8 protein-coding genes are annotated in these 17,115 nt (G+C 72.2%); 5 read left to right on the top strand and 3 right to left on the bottom strand.

Features of this window, described 5'->3' with window-relative positions; genetic code table 11:
* Positions 1 to 107 precede the first annotated feature (107 nt).
* Both AB7J25_RS20680 and AB7J25_RS20675 read right to left on the bottom strand, forming a co-directional pair.
* Positions 108 to 1,769: a long-chain-fatty-acid--CoA ligase gene (locus AB7J25_RS20680; RefSeq protein ID WP_428511239.1), complete on the bottom strand. Its 1,662-nt coding sequence runs from the start codon at positions 1,767 to 1,769 to the stop codon at positions 108 to 110.
* On the bottom strand, positions 1,769 to 1,930 hold the full coding sequence (locus AB7J25_RS20675; protein WP_428511238.1) for a hypothetical protein: 162 nt from the start codon (positions 1,928 to 1,930) through the stop codon (positions 1,769 to 1,771). Before AB7J25_RS20675 ends, AB7J25_RS20680 begins: the two co-directional genes overlap by 1 nt.
* A 222-nt stretch (positions 1,931 to 2,152) precedes the next feature.
* Here AB7J25_RS20675 and AB7J25_RS20670 point away from each other — a divergent pair, with 222 nt between their 5' ends.
* The 3 genes from AB7J25_RS20670 (at position 2,153) to AB7J25_RS20660 (ending at position 11,857) form a co-directional block, all read left to right on the top strand.
* Positions 2,153 to 3,778, top strand: coding sequence for a PEP-utilizing enzyme (locus AB7J25_RS20670; protein ID WP_428511237.1), 1,626 nt, complete (start codon positions 2,153 to 2,155; stop codon positions 3,776 to 3,778).
* Between the two features lie 581 nt (positions 3,779 to 4,359).
* Entirely contained in the window at positions 4,360 to 7,881 is a 3,522-nt protein-coding gene (gene rpoB / locus AB7J25_RS20665) for a DNA-directed RNA polymerase subunit beta (RefSeq protein WP_428511236.1), read from the top strand.
* Between the two features lie 52 nt (positions 7,882 to 7,933).
* A complete protein-coding gene (locus AB7J25_RS20660) occupies positions 7,934 to 11,857 on the top strand; it encodes a DNA-directed RNA polymerase subunit beta' (RefSeq protein ID WP_428511235.1) in 3,924 nt (1,307 codons plus the stop codon).
* A 109-nt stretch (positions 11,858 to 11,966) separates the two neighbouring features.
* Here AB7J25_RS20660 and AB7J25_RS20655 read toward each other — a convergent pair whose 3' ends face one another.
* Positions 11,967 to 14,804: an ATP-binding protein gene (locus tag AB7J25_RS20655; RefSeq protein ID WP_428511234.1), complete on the bottom strand. Its 2,838-nt coding sequence runs from the start codon at positions 14,802 to 14,804 to the stop codon at positions 11,967 to 11,969.
* 203 nt (positions 14,805 to 15,007) lie between these two features.
* On the opposite strand from AB7J25_RS20655, the gene AB7J25_RS20650 reads away from it, so the two are divergent.
* Both AB7J25_RS20650 and AB7J25_RS20645 read left to right on the top strand, forming a co-directional pair.
* Entirely contained in the window at positions 15,008 to 16,837 is a 1,830-nt protein-coding gene (locus AB7J25_RS20650; RefSeq protein WP_428511233.1) for an ABC transporter ATP-binding protein, read from the top strand.
* A gap of 13 nt (positions 16,838 to 16,850) precedes the next feature.
* The coding region (locus tag AB7J25_RS20645; RefSeq protein ID WP_428511232.1) for a pyridoxamine 5'-phosphate oxidase family protein at positions 16,851 to 17,115 on the top strand (265 nt) is incomplete at its 3' end.

The raw sequence follows: 17,115 nt of genomic DNA, 5'->3' as shown, positions 1-17,115 counted from the left end.
CGCGGGCGTGTTCGGCGAACCTGTGGACAACTCACCGCAGCCCGATGCAACGAGCGGCGCGTTCGTCCAGCTCAGTTGGACGAACGCGCCGCTCGTTGCGCGGGGTATTACCCGCGCTCGCGCGCCCGCAGCTCCCGGCGGAGCAACTTGCCCGTCGCGGTCTTCGGGATCTCGTCGAGGAACTCGATGCTGCGCGGGTACTTGTAGGCCGCCATGCGCTCCTTCGCGAACGCGATCAGCTCCTCCTCGGTGGCGGACCTCCCCGGCCGCAGCGAGACGAACGCCTTGACGGTCTCGCCGCGGTACTCGTCGGGCACCCCGACGACGGCCGCCTCGCGGACGGCCTCGTGCTCGTAGAGGACGTCCTCGACCTCGCGCGGCCAGACCTTGTAGCCGCCGGCGTTGATCTGGTCCTTCTTGCGGTCGACGATGTAGAACCAGCCCTGGTCGTCCATGTAGCCCACGTCGCCGGTGTGCAGCGCGCCGCCGGGGATGGCCTTCGCGGTCTCCTCGGGCTTGTTCCAGTAGCCGGCCACGACCTGCGGCCCGGACGTGACGAGCTCGCCGACCTCCCCGGGCGGCAGCTCGCCGCCGTCGTCGCCGACGATCCGCACGACCGTGTTGTAGATCGGCACCCCCACCGACAGCGCGCCGGAGGCCTTGTCCACCGGCCCCTGCGTGCCGACCGGGGTGCAGTGCGAGGGTGACGTGGTCTCGGTGAGGCCGTAGACGTTGTGGATCCACAGCCCGAACGCGTCGTGGAACGCCGTCACCGTGGACGGCGGGATCGGCGCTCCCCCCGAGAGGATCTTCTGCATCGACGAGAGCGCCTCGCGACTCACGTTCGGGGCGTTCATCAGGGCGATGAACACCGTGATCGACCCGACGGTGAACGTGGGGCGCTGCTCGCGGATCACGTCCACACCCAGGGAGGGCTCGAAGCGGTGGAACAGCACCAGTGGCGCCCCGACGAGCTGGGCGGCGGTGATGTGGCCGATGAGGCCGGTGATGTGGAACAGCGGCGCCACCCCGAGCACCACGTCGTCCGGGCCGAGGCTGCACCACTCGCGGTAGGCCTGGGAGTTGAAGACGACGTTGCCGTGGGAGTTCATGGCGCCCTTGGGCGGGCCGGTGGTGCCGGAGGTGTAGGTGAGGAACGCGGTGTCCTCGCCCGTGAACGACACCGGTGGCGGCGACTGGCCGCGGAAGCGCGCGAGCATCCCGGCGAGGTCGACGGTGCCGTCGCACGCGATGCGCTCGGAGCCGGCGAACGCCCGCGGGTCGCCTGCCGTCTGGTACTCCAGCTCGGAGGTCGTGAGCACGGTGCGCACGGACGTGCGGGGCAGCACCTCGGCCGCGACGTCGCGGTGCAGCGTCTCCAGGCACACCAGCACGGTGGCGCCGGAGTCGGTGAGCAGCAGCTCCAGCTCGCGGGCGCGGTTCATCGGGTTGATCGAGACGCCGATCCCGCCCGCCTTCCACGTGCCGACCAGCCCGATCACGAACTGGGGCACGTTCTGCAGGTAGAGCGCCACCCGCTCGCCCGGGGCGAACCCGTCGTCGAGCAGGCCCGCGGCGAAGGCGTCGGTGAGCGCGTCGAGCTCGCGGTAGGTGATGCGGCCGTCGAAGTAGCGGATGGCGTCGCCGTCGGGGTGGCGCTCGACGGTGGCGCGGAACATCGCCAGCGCATCGGTGAACTCCGGGGCGAGGTCCGCGGGTTGGCCGTCGCCGAAGCGGGCGAGCCAGGGCCGTTCGTCGTAGACGGACATCAGCGGATCGCCACCCGGAGCGCCGGCCTGACGACGTCGCCGCTGCGGTGCGGCCGGCCGCGCGGCACCTCCCGGGCGGGCCCGTCGTCACCGCCCCACCCGTCCCGGCGGGACGCGGGGCCGTACCCCGGGAACTGGCGCATCGCCGGTGCGTCGGCCATCAGTTGTCTCCTTTGACAAACCTTTGACAAATCACGGTCCACCGCCACCAGATCGTGTCGAGCTTTCCGGGGGCCGCGCAACCCCCGTCCGGCTCGCCGCGGGATGGGGGAGTCCGGGGTGCGGCAGTTGACGGGCCCGGCGCGTGGCACCACTGTGGCCGACGAACCGAGCGGTCACCCGGTACGCGCCCGGTCCAGCCGGCTCCAGGGGAAGGGGGGCAGGTGGCCGTCGAGTTCGACACGCCGTTCGACGCGCAGTACCCCCTCTACACGCGGGCCAACGCCGGCGAGGTCTTCCCCGAGGTGCTCACCCCGCTGGCCTGGAGCCTGCTCGGCGGGAGCATCGAGCGCGGGTTCCGGGACGCGTACTGCCGCCGCCTCGGGGTGTTCCCCGAGCCGGACCGGCCGTGGCTCACCGTGGGCCGGTTCGCGGGGCGGCTGCACGTGAACCTGTCGGTGGTCCGCACCGTCGCCGACCGCCTGCCCGGCCTGGACGCGGCGGTCGACGACCGCGTCCTCCTCGGCGAGCCGGACGGCGGTGGCCTACCCGCACACGTCCGTGACCCCGACGACGCCCGCTGGCGACGGCGCGGCCTGTCGCCGTCGGTGCGGACCACGGCGTCGGCGACGCGGTGGGCGCGGGGCAGCGCCGCCCGCGTCCGGGCGCAGGCGGCGCGCACGGACGGGTTCCTCGCGCAGCGGCCGTCGTCCGCGGTGCTGGTGACGCGCCTGGACGAGCTCTGCGACCGCTTCTACCGGGAGCTCGTCGGGGTGTACGCGACCGTACGGGCGCTGACCACGGCTCCGCTGACGCTGGCCTGCCGGGCGTTGGTGCGGACGGGGCTCTCGCCGGCGGAGGCGATGGAGCGGATCACCGCGGTGCGGGGACTCGAAGGCGCGCGGCCGAGCCGGGAGCTGGCCGCGATCGCGCGGACCGTCGAGCCCGGTTCGCCGCTGGCCGCGGCGCTGGCGGAGCGGACGAGCTGGTCGGCGCTGCGGGTGAGCCCGCTGGCCGGGGCGGCGGCGCTGCGGGGGCGGCTGGAGGTGTTCCTGGACGAGTTCGGGCACCACGGGGTGAACGAGTTCGATCCGACCGCGCCCGTCTGGGAACAGCGACCGGACCAGGTCCTCACGTTGCTGCGGCCGATGGTGAGCGCTCGCCCGGACCCGCCGTCCGCCGACCCGGGTCGGGGCAGTGGGCTGGTGGCGGACGCGCTGGTGCGCGTGGCGCGTTCGGCGATGCTGCGCGTCGAGGTGAGCCGCACCGCGCTGGTGCTGCACACCCACCAGATCCGCCGGGTGTTCTTCGAGCTGGCGCAGCGCTGGTGGGACCGGATCGACATCGACGACCTGCGGATGCTCACCCTCGCCGAGCTGCGCGGCGTCGCGAACGGCGCGCGGATGCCTCTGGAGGTGATCGCGCGCCGGCGGGAGGAGATCGCGTGGGCGCGCTCCGTGGAGCCCGCCCTGTGGTCCTGGCGCAGGCTCGCGTTCGCCCCGGGCGCGCCGACGGGCGCCGAGCTGATGACGGGCGTGGGCGGCTCGGTCGGCAGGGCGCGGGGCCGGGTGCGGGTGCTGACCGGTCCGTACGAGGAGGTGCCGGACGGGTCCGTGTTGGTCTCGCGGATCACCGGCATGGCATGGACGCCGCTGTTCGTCACCGCCGCCGCGGTGGTTACTGACGTGGGCGGCCTGCTCAGCCACGCGACGATCGTGGCGCGCGATCTCGGTGTCCCGGCCGTCGTCGACACGCGGGTGGCGACGGCCGAGCTGCGCGACGGCGACCTCGTCGAGGTCGACGGCGGTGCGGGCACGGTGCGCGTGCTGCAGCGGGTCGTCGCGCACTGAACCGTCGCAGTACCGTCGCCGTGGGCCGGTACGACCGTGAGAACAGTGATATCCGCCACCCGATCGGGCCGACCGCACAGCGCGGCGCCGGACGCCGGCTCGGTGACGATCCGCACACGTCGGCGGCGGGCGGTCACCCGGACGGGTCGATGTGCGGCCGCTCTGCGGGGTACCGGCGGACGAACGGCCGCATCGTGGCCGGTCATCCCACGAAAAGGACCACTTACCGCGTCGTAGCGTCTTGACTCGGCGCGCCTGTCAGGTCACTCTTAGGTCTCGATGGTTGCCTTGGTGACCTGTCTGGACAGCGGCTGCATTTGCAGCTAGACTGCCTCTTTGCGCTGCCTCAAAGCTGCTCCCGCGCGCGCATCCGTCGTTCTCACCGGCGAGGACGGGTCCGCGCGTGCCCGGGGGTGGGTGCGTGGCTGCGTATGACAACAGACGGCGTGCACCGACCGGATCAGCACGGCATCTCGCGTCGCCGCCCCCGGACCTCCCGCCCGGGGGCGGCGCCGGGAACCGTAGCGCCCGCGCGGCCCGGTGCGCGCCAGACGAGAGCGCAGTTCTCGGAAGGACGCATCTTGGCTGTCTCCAGCGCCACCCAGCCGAACTCGATCCTCGCGACCACGGCGGACCATCTCAACCTTCCGGGTGCGCCGACCCGGGTGTCCTTCGCCAAGATCCGCGAACCCCTGAGGGTGCCGGACCTGCTCGATCTCCAGACGCAGTCGTTCGAATGGCTGGTCGGCGACGAGGCGTGGTTCCAGCGGCGCATCGACGCCGGTGACGACAATCCCGTGGGTGGCCTCGAGGAGATCCTCGCCGAGATCTCGCCGATCGAGGACTTCTCCGGTTCGATGTCGCTGTCCTTCTCCGACCCCCGCTTCGACGAGGTGAAGGCCTCGGAGGAGGAGTGCAAGGACAAGGACATGACGTACGCGGCTCCGCTGTTCGTCACGGCGGAGTTCACGAACAACACCACCGGTGAGATCAAGAGCCAGACGGTCTTCATGGGCGACTTCCCCGTGATGACCGGCAAGGGCACGTTCATCATCAACGGCACCGAGCGCGTGGTCGTGTCGCAGCTGGTCCGTTCCCCCGGTGTCTACTTCGACCACGCGATCGACAAGACGACCGAGAAGGACGTCTACTCCGTCAAGATCATCCCGAGCCGGGGTGCGTGGCTGGAGTTCGACGTCGACAAGCGCGACACCGTCGGTGTGCGCATCGACCGCAAGCGCCGCCAGCCCGTCACGGTGCTGCTCAAGGCCCTCGGTTGGACGGCCGAGCGTATCCAGGAGCGGTTCGGGTTCTCCGAGACGATGCTCGCCACCCTGGAGAAGGACCACACCGCGGGCCAGGACGAGGCGCTGCTCGACATCTACCGCAAGCTGCGCCCCGGCGAGCCGCCGACGCGCGAGTCCGCGCAGACGCTGCTGGAGAACCTGTTCTTCAAGGACAAGCGCTACGACCTGGCGAAGGTCGGCCGCTACAAGGCCAACAAGAAGCTCGGCCTGGACATCGACACCTCCATCGGCACGCTCACCGAGGAGGACATCGCCACCACGATCGAGTACCTGGTCCGCCTGCACGCCGGCGAGACCACGATGACGGTCGGGGCGGATGCGAACGGCGAGGGCGGGATCACCGTCCCGGTCGAGACCGACGACATCGACCACTTCGGCAACCGCCGCCTGCGCACCGTCGGCGAGCTCATCCAGAACCAGATCCGGGTGGGCCTCTCGCGCATGGAGCGGGTCGTCCGCGAGCGGATGACCACCCAGGACGTCGAGGCGATCACGCCGCAGACTCTGATCAACATCCGCCCGGTCGTGGCGGCGATCAAGGAGTTCTTCGGCACCTCCCAGCTGTCGCAGTTCATGGACCAGACCAACCCGCTGGCCGGGCTCACCCACAAGCGCCGGCTCTCGGCGCTGGGCCCGGGTGGCCTCTCGCGTGAGCGCGCGGGCTTCGAGGTCCGTGATGTGCACACGAGCCACTACGGCCGCATGTGCCCGATCGAGACGCCGGAAGGCCCGAACATCGGCCTGATCGGCTCGCTGTCGAGCTTCGCGCAGGTCAACCCGTTCGGCTTCATCCAGACGCCGTACCGCAAGGTCGAGGACGGCCAGGTCACCGAGCAGATCGACTACCTCACCGCGGACGAGGAGGACCGCTTCGTCATCGCGCAGGCCAACGCCACGCTGGACGACGCGGACCGCTTCGTCGACGAGCGCGTGCTGGTGCGCCGCAAGGGTGGCGAGGTCGACTACATCTCCCCGTCGGGCGTGGACTACATCGACGTCTCGCCGCGGCAGATGGTGTCGGTCGCCACGGCGATGATCCCGTTCCTCGAGCACGACGACGCGAACCGCGCGCTGATGGGCGCGAACATGCAGCGCCAGGCCGTGCCGCTGCTGCGCTCGGAGTCGCCGCTGGTCGGCACCGGGATGGAGCTGCGCGCCGCGGTGGACGCCGGCGACGTCGTCGTGGCCGAGAAGGGCGGCGTGGTCGAGGAGCTCTGCGCGGACTACATCACGGTGATGGCCGACGACGGCACGCGCCGCACGTACCGGCTGCACAAGTTCCGCCGCTCCAACCAGGGCACCTGCACCAACCAGAAGCCGATCGTCGCCGAGGGCGACCGGGTCGAGGAGGGCCAGGTCCTCGCCGACGGCCCGTGCACCGAGGCCGGCGAGATGGCCCTCGGCAAGAACCTGCTCGTGGCGATCATGCCGTGGGAGGGCCACAACTACGAGGACGCGATCATCCTCTCGCAGCGCCTGGTGCGCGACGACGTGCTCACCTCGATCCACATCGAGGAGCACGAGATCGACGCCCGCGACACCAAGCTCGGCGCCGAGGAGATCACCCGGGACATCCCGAACGTCTCCGAGGAGGTCCTCGCGGACCTGGACGAGCGCGGCATCATCCGCATCGGCGCCGAGGTGCAGCCGGGCGACATCCTGGTCGGCAAGGTCACGCCCAAGGGTGAGACGGAGCTGACCCCGGAGGAGCGGCTGCTGCGCGCGATCTTCGGCGAGAAGGCGCGGGAGGTCCGCGACACCTCGCTGAAGGTGCCGCACGGCGAGACCGGCAAGGTCATCGGCATCCGGGTGTTCTCCCGCGACGACGACGACGAGCTGGCGCCCGGCGTGAACGAGCTGGTGCGGGTCTACGTCGCCCAGAAGCGCAAGATCCAGGACGGCGACAAGCTCGCCGGCCGGCACGGCAACAAGGGCGTCATCGGCAAGATCCTCCCCGAGGAGGACATGCCGTTCCTGCCCGACGGCACGCCGGTCGACATCATCCTCAACACCCACGGTGTGCCGCGCCGCATGAACATCGGCCAGGTGCTGGAGACCCACCTCGGGTGGATCGCCAGGACGGGCTGGGAGATCGACGGCAAGCCGGAGTGGGCGGGCAAGCTGCCCGAGGAGCTCTACGCGATGCCGCCGGGCACGAAGACGGCCACGCCGGTCTTCGACGGCGCCCGCGAGAGCGAGATCACCGGCCTGCTCGGCTCGACGCTGCCCAACCGGGACGGCGAGCGCATGGTCGGGCCGGACGGCAAGGCCACGCTCTTCGACGGCCGCTCGGGTGAGCCGTACCCGTTCCCGGTGGCCGTGGGCTACATGTACATCCTCAAGCTGCTGCACCTGGTCGACGACAAGATCCACGCACGGTCCACGGGTCCGTACTCGATGATCACGCAGCAGCCGCTGGGCGGCAAGGCGCAGTTCGGCGGGCAGCGGTTCGGTGAGATGGAGTGCTGGGCGATGCAGGCCTACGGGGCCGCGTACACCCTGCAGGAGCTGCTCACGATCAAGTCCGACGACGTGGTGGGCCGCGTGAAGGTCTACGAGGCGATCGTCAAGGGCGAGAACATCCCCGAGCCGGGCATTCCGGAGTCCTTCAAGGTGTTGTTGAAGGAGCTCCAGTCGCTGTGCCTGAACGTCGAGGTGCTCTCCAGCGACGGTGCCGCGATCGAGATGCGCGACACCGACGACGAGGACCTGGAGCGGGCCGCGGCGAACCTGGGCATCAACCTGTCCAGCCGTCCGGGGTCCGACTCGGCGACGCTCGACGACATCGTCAACTGAGCCGTTCGACTAGTCCGCCTATCAGCAGATAACGAAGGAACTGAGGACTCACGTGCTCGACGTCAACTTCTTCGACGAGCTGCGCATCGGCCTGGCCACCGCCGAGGACATCCGCCAGTGGTCGCACGGCGAGGTCAAGAAGCCCGAGACCATCAACTACCGCACCCTGAAGCCGGAGAAGGACGGGCTCTTCTGCGAGAAGATCTTCGGCCCCACCCGGGACTGGGAGTGCTACTGCGGCAAGTACAAGCGCGTCCGCTTCAAGGGCATCATCTGTGAGCGATGTGGTGTCGAGGTCACCCGCGCCAAGGTGCGCCGCGAGCGGATGGGCCACATCGAGCTGGCCGCGCCCGTCACGCACATCTGGTACTTCAAGGGCGTCCCGAGCCGGCTGGGCTACCTGCTCGACCTGGCTCCCAAGGACCTCGAGAAGATCATCTACTTCGCGGCGTACGTGATCACGAGCGTGAACACCGAGCTGCGCCACAACGACCTGTCGACGCTCGAGAGCGAGATGGGCGTCGAGCGCAAGCGGGTCGAGCAGCGCCGGGACGCCGACATCGAGGCGCGCGCGCAGAAGCTCGAGGCCGACCTCGCCGAGCTGGAGGCCGAGGGCGCCAAGAGCGACGTCCGCCGCAAGGTCAAGGAGGGCGGCGAGCGCGAGATGCGCCAGCTCCGCGACCGCGCCCAGCGCGAGCTGGACCGGCTCGAGGAGATCTGGACGACGTTCGTCAAGCTCGACGTCCAGCAGCTGATCGCGGACGAGGGGCTCTACCGGGAGCTGTACGACCGCTACGGCGACTACTTCACCGGCTCGATGGGCGCCGAGGCGATCCAGACGCTGGTGCAGAACTTCGACGTGGACGCCGAGGCGGACAACCTCCGCGAGGTCATCCGCACCGGCAAGGGCCAGAAGAAGCTGCGTGCGCTCAAGCGGCTCAAGGTCGTCGCGGCGTTCCAGGCCACCGGCAACTCGCCGATGGGCATGGTGCTGGACTGCGTCCCGGTCATCCCGCCGGACCTGCGCCCGATGGTGCAGCTCGACGGTGGCCGCTTCGCGACGTCGGACCTGAACGACCTGTACCGCCGCGTGATCAACCGCAACAACCGCCTCAAGAGGCTGATCGACCTCGGTGCGCCCGAGATCATCGTCAACAACGAGAAGCGGATGCTGCAGGAGGCCGTGGACGCGCTGTTCGACAACGGCCGGCGTGGCCGTCCGGTCACCGGGCCGGGCAACCGCCCGCTCAAGTCGTTGTCGGACCTGCTCAAGGGCAAGCAGGGCCGGTTCCGCCAGAACCTGCTCGGCAAGCGCGTGGACTACTCGGGCCGTTCGGTCATCGTGGTCGGTCCGCAGCTCAAGCTGCACCAGTGCGGCCTGCCCAAGCAGATGGCGCTGGAGCTGTTCAAGCCGTTCGTGATGAAGCGGCTGGTCGACCTCAACCACGCCCAGAACATCAAGTCCGCCAAGCGCATGGTGGAGCGCGGTCGCTCGCAGGTGTGGGACGTGCTGGAGGAGGTCATCTCCGAGCACCCCGTGCTGCTGAACCGTGCGCCCACGCTGCACCGCCTCGGCATCCAGGCCTTCGAGCCGCAGCTGGTGGAAGGCAAGGCGATCCAGCTGCACCCGCTGGTCTGCGAGGCGTTCAACGCGGACTTCGACGGCGACCAGATGGCGGTGCACCTGCCGCTGTCGGCCGAGGCGCAGGCCGAGGCCCGCGTGCTGATGCTGTCGAGCAACAACATCCTGTCGCCGGCGTCGGGGCGCCCGCTCGCGATGCCGCGGCTGGACATGGTCACGGGGCTCTTCCACCTCACGCGCCAGCGTGACGACGCCCCGGGCGCGGGCCAGGCGTTCTCCTCGCTGGCCGAAGCGATCATGGCCTACGACCGGAAGGTCCTGCACCTGCAGGCGCCGGTCAGGATCCGCCTGTCGGACGTCGTGCCGCCGGCGCACCTGTTCGCGTCGCTGAAGGAGAAGGGCTGGGAGCCGGGCGAGCCCTGGCTCTGCGACACCACGCTGGGCCGGGTGCTGTTCAACGAGCTGCTGCCGACGGACTACCCGTTCGTCAACGAGCCGCTGCCGAAGAAGCGTCAGGCCGCGATCATCAACGAGCTGGCCGAGCGCTACTCGATGACCGAGGTCGCGCAGGTCCTGGACCGGCTCAAGGACGCAGGCTTCTACTGGGCCACGCGGTCCGGGGTCACGATCGCGATCTCGGACGTCGTCGTGCCGCCGAACAAGCAGGAGATCCTCGACGGCTACGAGGCCAAGGCCGACCTGGTGAACAAGCGCTACCAGCGTGGTGCGCTCTCCCACCAGGAGCGCAACGACGAGATGGTCAAGATCTGGAGCCAGGCGTCCGAGGAGGTCGCCAGGGCGATGGAGGAGTACTTCCCCTCCGACAACCCGATCCCGACCATCGTGCAGTCCGGCGCGGCGGGCAACATGACCCAGGTCCGCCAGCTGGCCGGCATGCGCGGCCTGGTGGCGAACCCGAAGGGCGAGTACATCCCGCGCCCGATCAAGGCGAACTTCCGCGAGGGCCTGTCCGTGCTGGAGTACTTCATCTCCACGCACGGCACCCGCAAGGGTCTTGCCGACACCGCGCTGCGGACGGCGGACTCGGGCTACCTCACCCGGCGCCTGGTCGACGTCTCGCAGGACGTCATCGTCCGCGAGGTGGACTGCGGCACCGAGCGTGCCATCGTCATGCCGGTCACCGAGCAAACGGCGGACGGGACGCTCATCCCGCACCGCTACATCCGCACGTCGGTGTACGCGCGGACGTCGGCCGAGGACGTCGTCGGCCCGGACGGCGAGATCGTCGTCGCCCGCGGCGACGACCTCGGCGACCCGGCGCTGGACGCGCTCATCGAGGCGGGCGTCCGGCAGATCAAGGTGCGCAGCGCCCTGACCTGCACGTCCGCCACCGGGATCTGCGGCTACTGCTACGGCCGCTCGATGGCCACCGGCAAGCTGGTGGACGTCGGCGAGGCCGTCGGCATCGTCGCCGCGCAGTCCATCGGGGAGCCCGGCACGCAGCTGACGATGCGCACCTTCCACACCGGCGGTGTGGCAGGCGACGACATCACCACGGGTCTGCCGCGCGTCCAGGAGCTGTTCGAGGCCCGCGTGCCGCGCGGCAAGGCGCCCATCGCCGACGTCGACGGTCGCATCGCGATCGAGGACGGCGAGCGGTTCTGGAAGATCACCCTCACCCCGGACGACGGCGGCGAGGAGATCGTCTACGAGAAGCTGTCGAAGCGGCAGTGGCTCGCCATGACGGTGGTCGACGGCCAGGAGCGCCCGCTCGCGGACGGCGACCACGTGCACGTCGGCCAGCTCCTCCTGGAGGGCACGGCCGACCCGCACGAGGTGCTGCGCGTCATGGGCCCGCGCGAGGTGCAGCTGCACCTGGTGCGCGAGGTGCAGAAGGTGTACCGCACGCAGAGCGTGGACATCCACGACAAGCACATCGAGGTCATCGTCCGGCAGATGCTGCGCCGGGTGACGATCATCGACTCGGGGTCCACCGAGTTCCTGCCCGGCGCGCTCGCCGAGCGGGCGGACTTCGAGACGCAGAACCGGCGCGTCGTGGCCGAGGGCGGCGAGCCCGCGTCCGGCCGCCCGGTGCTGATGGGGATCACGAAGGCCTCGCTGGCCACGGAGTCGTGGCTGTCCGCGGCGTCGTTCCAGGAGACCACCCGGATCCTCACCGATGCCGCGATCAACGGGAAGCGCGACAAGCTCGTCGGGCTCAAGGAGAACGTGATCATCGGCAAGCTGATCCCGGCCGGTACGGGCATCAGCCGCTACCGCAACATCCAGGTGCAGCCCACCGAGGAGGCCCGCGCGGCCGCCTACGCCCTGCCGAGCTACGACGACGGCTACTACAGCCCGGACGTCTTCGGCACGGGCACCGGTGCGGCGGTGCCGCTCGACGACTACGACTTCGGGCGGGACTACCGTTAGGTAGCCCGGGCACGCCCCTCCGCGACGGCGGGTGGGCGTGCTCCGAAGCCGGTCCCGGACGGGGCCGGGGACCGTTCTCCCGCGGCGGTCCCCGGCCCCGTTCGCCTGTTCACCGCTCGTCGAGGGCGCGACGCAGCTGGGAGCGCGACGAGATCCCGAGCTTGGCGTAGGCGTGGCGCAGGTGGGCCTCGATCGTCCTCTCGGAGACGAAGAGCGCCTGCGCGGCGGCGCGGTTGGTGAGCCCGCCCGCGACGGTCTCGGCGACCCGACGCTCGGTCGGGGTCAAGGACGCCGCCCCGGTGGTGGGCAGCCGCCGCGGCCGGGCCCCGCAGCCGACCAGCTCGTCGCGGGTGGCGCAGGCGAGCGCGGTGGCGCCGCACCCCACGGCGGCGTCGAGTGCCGGCTGCAGCGCCGCGCGTGCGTCGCCGCGCCGTCCGGCCCGCCGCAGCGCCCCGCCGAACGCCGCGGTGGCGCGGGCGTGCTCGAGGGCGGAGTCGCTCGCCGCGGCGACCGTGACCGACTCCCGCAGCAGCTCCAGGCCGGCCGGCCCGCCGATGACGAGCCCCTCGACGCGCAGCGCCTCGGCGAGGACGTGCGGTGCGCCCCAGCTCCGTGCCAGTGCCACCGCCTCCCGCGCGACGGTCGCGGCTTCCTCCGGCTCACCGGCGGCGTGCAGCGCGGCGGCGAGCTGCGGGCGCCACCGGACGAGCCCGGGGCTGCTGAACCCGGTCCGCCGGGCCGCGCACTCCCGCAGGTCCGCGATCGCCTCGGCCGGCCTGCCCTGCGCCATCCGCAGGTGGGCGCGGGCGCTCAGCAGGTACACGGCGGTCAGCGATCCCGACGAGCCGATCGTGGCGGCGAGGAACGGCGCGACCTCCTCCTCGGCCGCGGCGCACTGCCCGGTGTCGACCAGCGCGAACCCCGACCAGGCCGCGGCGAGCGCGCCGACCGCCGGAAGCTCGTGAGCCCTGGCCAGGTCGACCGTCGCCCGGGTGTCGGCGAGCGAGGCGGCGAGGTCGCCCGCGCAGTAGTGCGCGTAGCCGCGCAGCGCGGACGCGAAGGCGAAGCCCTGGACGTTGCCCCGTCGCCCCTGCCGGTCGATCGTCGCGTCCCAGAGGTCGATGGAGCGGCGGATCCGCCCGGCGAGGGTCAGCGCGAGCACCGCGCTGGGCAGCGCGTTCGCGGCACGGTCGTCGTGCAGCAGGTCGCCGAGGAGCGCCTGCTCGGCGAGGTGGATCGCCCGCTCCCGGGAGCCGACCGCGACGACCTCCTCGATCGCCAGCGCGGCCAGCATCATGCACGCGACCCGGTCCGTCGGCTGCGGGTCGGCCTCGCGGCGGGCGAACCGGGCGACCGCGACGGGGCGGGTCGCGTAGTCCTGGGTCGCGACGGTCACGAGCTCGACCTCCAGCTCCGCGGCCACCTCCCGCTCGGCGCCGTCCGCCGGTTCCGCCCCGTCGAACCCGTCCAGCGCCCCGCCGAGGACCTCGACGGCCTCCACGATGCGGCCGGACTGCCACAGTGCGCGGCCGAGCGCGAGGAGCGCCCGTCCCCGCTCCACTCGCGTGCCGGCGAGATCGGCGGCCCGGGTGAGGTGCTCGACCGCGTCCGTGGCCGCCGCCCGGGTCTCGGCGATCCCGAGCTCGAGCAGGACGGCGGCCCGCTCGGCCGCGGACGGTGGCTCGGCGAGCGCTCGGCGCAGGTGGCTCGCCGACATCTCCGGGGCGCCCCGGGCGGCGGCGCGTCGCGCCGCGTCCCGGAGCTCCTGCACCACCCAGGGGTCGCCCACCGGGGTGGCGCCGAGCAGGTGCGGGAGGAGCCCGTCGCCCCGTACCCCCTCCTCGGCGAGCAGCCGGGCGGCGGCCCGGTGGGTCGCCGCCCGCTCGCCCGGCCCGCTGCCGTGTCCCTCCACCGTCGCGCGCACCAGCGGGTGGACGAACGTCAGCGCAGGGCCCGGCTCGACGATCCGCGCCCGGACGAGGCCGTCGAGCAGCACGGGTGCCTGCGCGGCGGGTACCCCGGCCAGCCGGGCGGCCAGCGACGGGTCCGCGCCGTCACCCAGCAGCGCTGCGGCGCGGGCGAGCGCCGCCGCGGCCGGTCCGAGCCGGTCGAGCCGGGTCAGCACGGCGCGGCGGACCCGGTCCGGCGGGGTCGCGGCCACCCGCCCGGCCTCGGCCGCGACGGGCGCGATCCCGCGTCCGGCCAGGTCGTCCAGCAGCGCGGTGAGCAGGAACGGGTTGCCGCCGGTGGCCGCCGCGCAGGCCGCGTCGAACGTGGGATCCGACGAGCCGAGCGCGTCGCCGACCATCGACGAGACCGCTGCCGGGCCGAGCGGCCCCGGTCGCAGCAGCGTCGCACCCGGCCGGGTGGCGAGGCGCTCCCACGCCCGGGGATCGCCGTGCTCGTCCGGCCGGGCCGCGACCAGCAGCCCGGCGGGCAGGCCGTCGATGCGGCCGGCGAGGTAGGCGAGGAAGCGCAGGGACGGCGGGTCGGCCCAGTGCGCGTCGTCGAGGACGAGCAGCACCGGCATCGAGGCCGCCAGCTCGACGGTGAACCAGTGCAGCCCGTGCAGCGCCGCGGACGGCGCGATCCGGTCGGCCGCGGGGGGTGCGGGTGCGAGCACCGGTCCGGCGAGCGCCGCCGCCCCGCCGAGCAGGCGCGCCCGCTGCCCGGCGGAGGATGCCGCGAGGGGCGGGCCGAGCAGCTCGCGCACGACGCCGTAGGGCAGCTCCCGCTCCAGCTCGCCGCCCCGGACGGCCAGCACCCGCACCCCCCGCGACCGGGCCGCGCCGGCAGCCGTGGCGAGCAGGCGGCTCTTCCCCACGCCGGCCTCGCCCGCGACGAGCGTCACGCCACCGCGGCGGGCCACGACCGCGTCGATCAGCTCGCCCAGCGCCGCGGTCTCCGCCTCGCGCTCGAGCAGCGGCGGCGTCACCGCACGGTCCATCGGAGGCCCCCTCGCCTCAGGGTCTTTCTCGGTACCCCACCCTGATGTCCCCGACCGGGCCGGATCCTACGGTTCGATCCACCGGGCCGGGATCCAGGTGGGGGGTGGTCCCGGCCCGGCGCCGCGGCCGGAAACGGCTGGACCGCCCGCGACCCGGTCATCGATGCTGTCCTCTCCGCAGGCACGGGGAGGGGGGATCGGCCGTGCCCGTCCAGGCGGTCGCCACTGCCGCTCAACCGCCACCACCGCCCGCCGGCGCGGTGCCGCGCACCGCGGCGTTGCGGCTGGCGGCGTGGTTCTACGTCCACGAGCTGCGCCGCCGTCCGCTGCTCGCGTCGGGGGCGCTGCTGCTGCCCGCGCTGGGCAACATCGCGCTGCGCTACGTGCCGCCGCTCGTGGTGGCCGAGCTCGTCGGCCGGGCCGCGGCCGGGGAGTCGCTGACGGCCGCGCTGGTGTGGCCGCACGTGCTGGCCTTCGCGGCGGCGCTGCTCGGCGGCGAGGTGCTGTGGCGCATCGGCATCCACCTGCTCAACCGCACCGACGCCTACGGCATCGAGCAGCTCTACGTGGACGGCATGGACGCGTTGCTGGACAAGGACGCCGCGTTCTTCCAGGAGAACTTCGCGGGCTCGCTCACGAAGCGCGTGCTGAGCTTCGCGTCGCGCTACGAGGAGTTCGTCGACACGCTGGCGTTCCAGGTGGTGGCGAACCTCGTGCCGCTCGCGTTCGCGTCGGTGGTGCTGTGGCGCTATGAGCCGATGCTGGTCGGGGTGCTCGCCGGCATGATCGTCACGACGGCGGTGCTGGTGGTTCCGCTGATCCGGCGGCGCCAGGCGCTGGTGGACGCGCGGGAGGCGTCGTGGGCGCGGCTGTCGGGGCACGTCTCGGACACGCTGACCAACATGGACGCGGTACGCGCGCACGCGTCGGAGCCGCGCGAGGCCGCCGAGCACGGGCGCCGTGTCGGCGAGCACCGCCGGCTCGCCCTCGCGTCCTGGGACTACCACAACCTGCGCATCGACACGGTCGTCGCGCCGCTGTCGGTGGTCGCGAACGTCGCCGGCCTGGTGATCGCGCTCGCCGTCGCGGCGCGGGCCGGTGGCCCGGGGGTCGCGGCCGTGGTGGTGACCTTCGCGTACTTCGTCCAGGCCACCGGGATCCTGTTCGACTTCAACCGGATCTACCGGCAGCTGGAGAGCTCGCTCACCGAGGCCGCCCAGTTCACCGAGCTGCTGCTCGACGACCCGGCGGTCCGCGACCCGGAGCAGCCGGTGACGCTGGGTTCCGCCCCGGCGGGCGTGGTGCTCCGGCGCGTGCGGTTCACCCATCCCGCGAGCCGCGAGCCGCTCTTCGACGGCTTCGACCTGCGCGTCGCCCCAGGGGAGCGGGTCGGGCTCGTCGGGCGCTCCGGTGGCGGCAAGACGACGGTGGTGCGGCTGCTGCTGCGCCTGATGGACGTCCAGGGCGGTCGGGTGCTCGTCGCCGGGCAGGACGTCCGCGACCTGACGCAGGCCGACCTGCGCAGCCTCATCGCGTACGTGCCGCAGGACCCGGTGATGTTCCACCGCACGCTCGGGGAGAACATCGCGTTCGGTCGCCCGGAGGCCACGCACGCGCAGGTGCGGGCGGCGGCCGCGGCGGCGCACGTCCTGGACTTCGTCGAGGGCCTGCCGGACGGGTTCGACACGCTGGTCGGCGAGCGGGGTGTGAAGCTCTCCGGCGGCCAGCGCCAGCGGGTGGCGATCGCGCGTGCGATCCTGCGCGATGCGCCGATCCTGCTGCTCGACGAGGCGACGAGCGCGCTGGACTCCGAGAGCGAGGCGCTCGTGCAGCGGGCGCTGTGGACGGCGATGGAAGGCCGCACGGCGATCGTGGTCGCCCACCGGTTGAGCACGGTGGCCGGGATGGACCGGCTCGTCGTCCTGGATCGCGGGCGGATCGTCGGGGAGGGCACGCACGCCGCGCTGCTGGCCCGCGACGGTGGCTACGCCCGGCTGTGGCGCCGCCAGTCCGGGGGCTTCCTCGGGGACTGACACGGGAGGACGCATGCGATCCGACGAGTACGCGACGGTGGCGCCGCTGGCGGAGGTGGCGCCGGCGTTCGCCGACATGGCGAACCGGATGGTCTACGCCACGATGGCGACGGTCGACCGACGCGGCCGGCCGCGCTCGCGCATGGTGCACACGCTCTGGGAGTGGGACGGCGCCGAGCTGGTCGGCTGGATCGGCTCGGTCGTCACGCCGATGAAGCGGGCGCACCTGGCGGCCACACCGTACGTGTCCTGCACCTACTGGGACGGCGTTGCCGCCT

Source organism: Pseudonocardia sp. (assembly GCF_050246655.1).
In the GTDB taxonomy this organism is placed as follows: Bacteria; Actinomycetota; Actinomycetes; order Mycobacteriales; family Pseudonocardiaceae; genus Pseudonocardia.
This window is presented reverse-complemented; position numbering and strand designations above follow the sequence as displayed.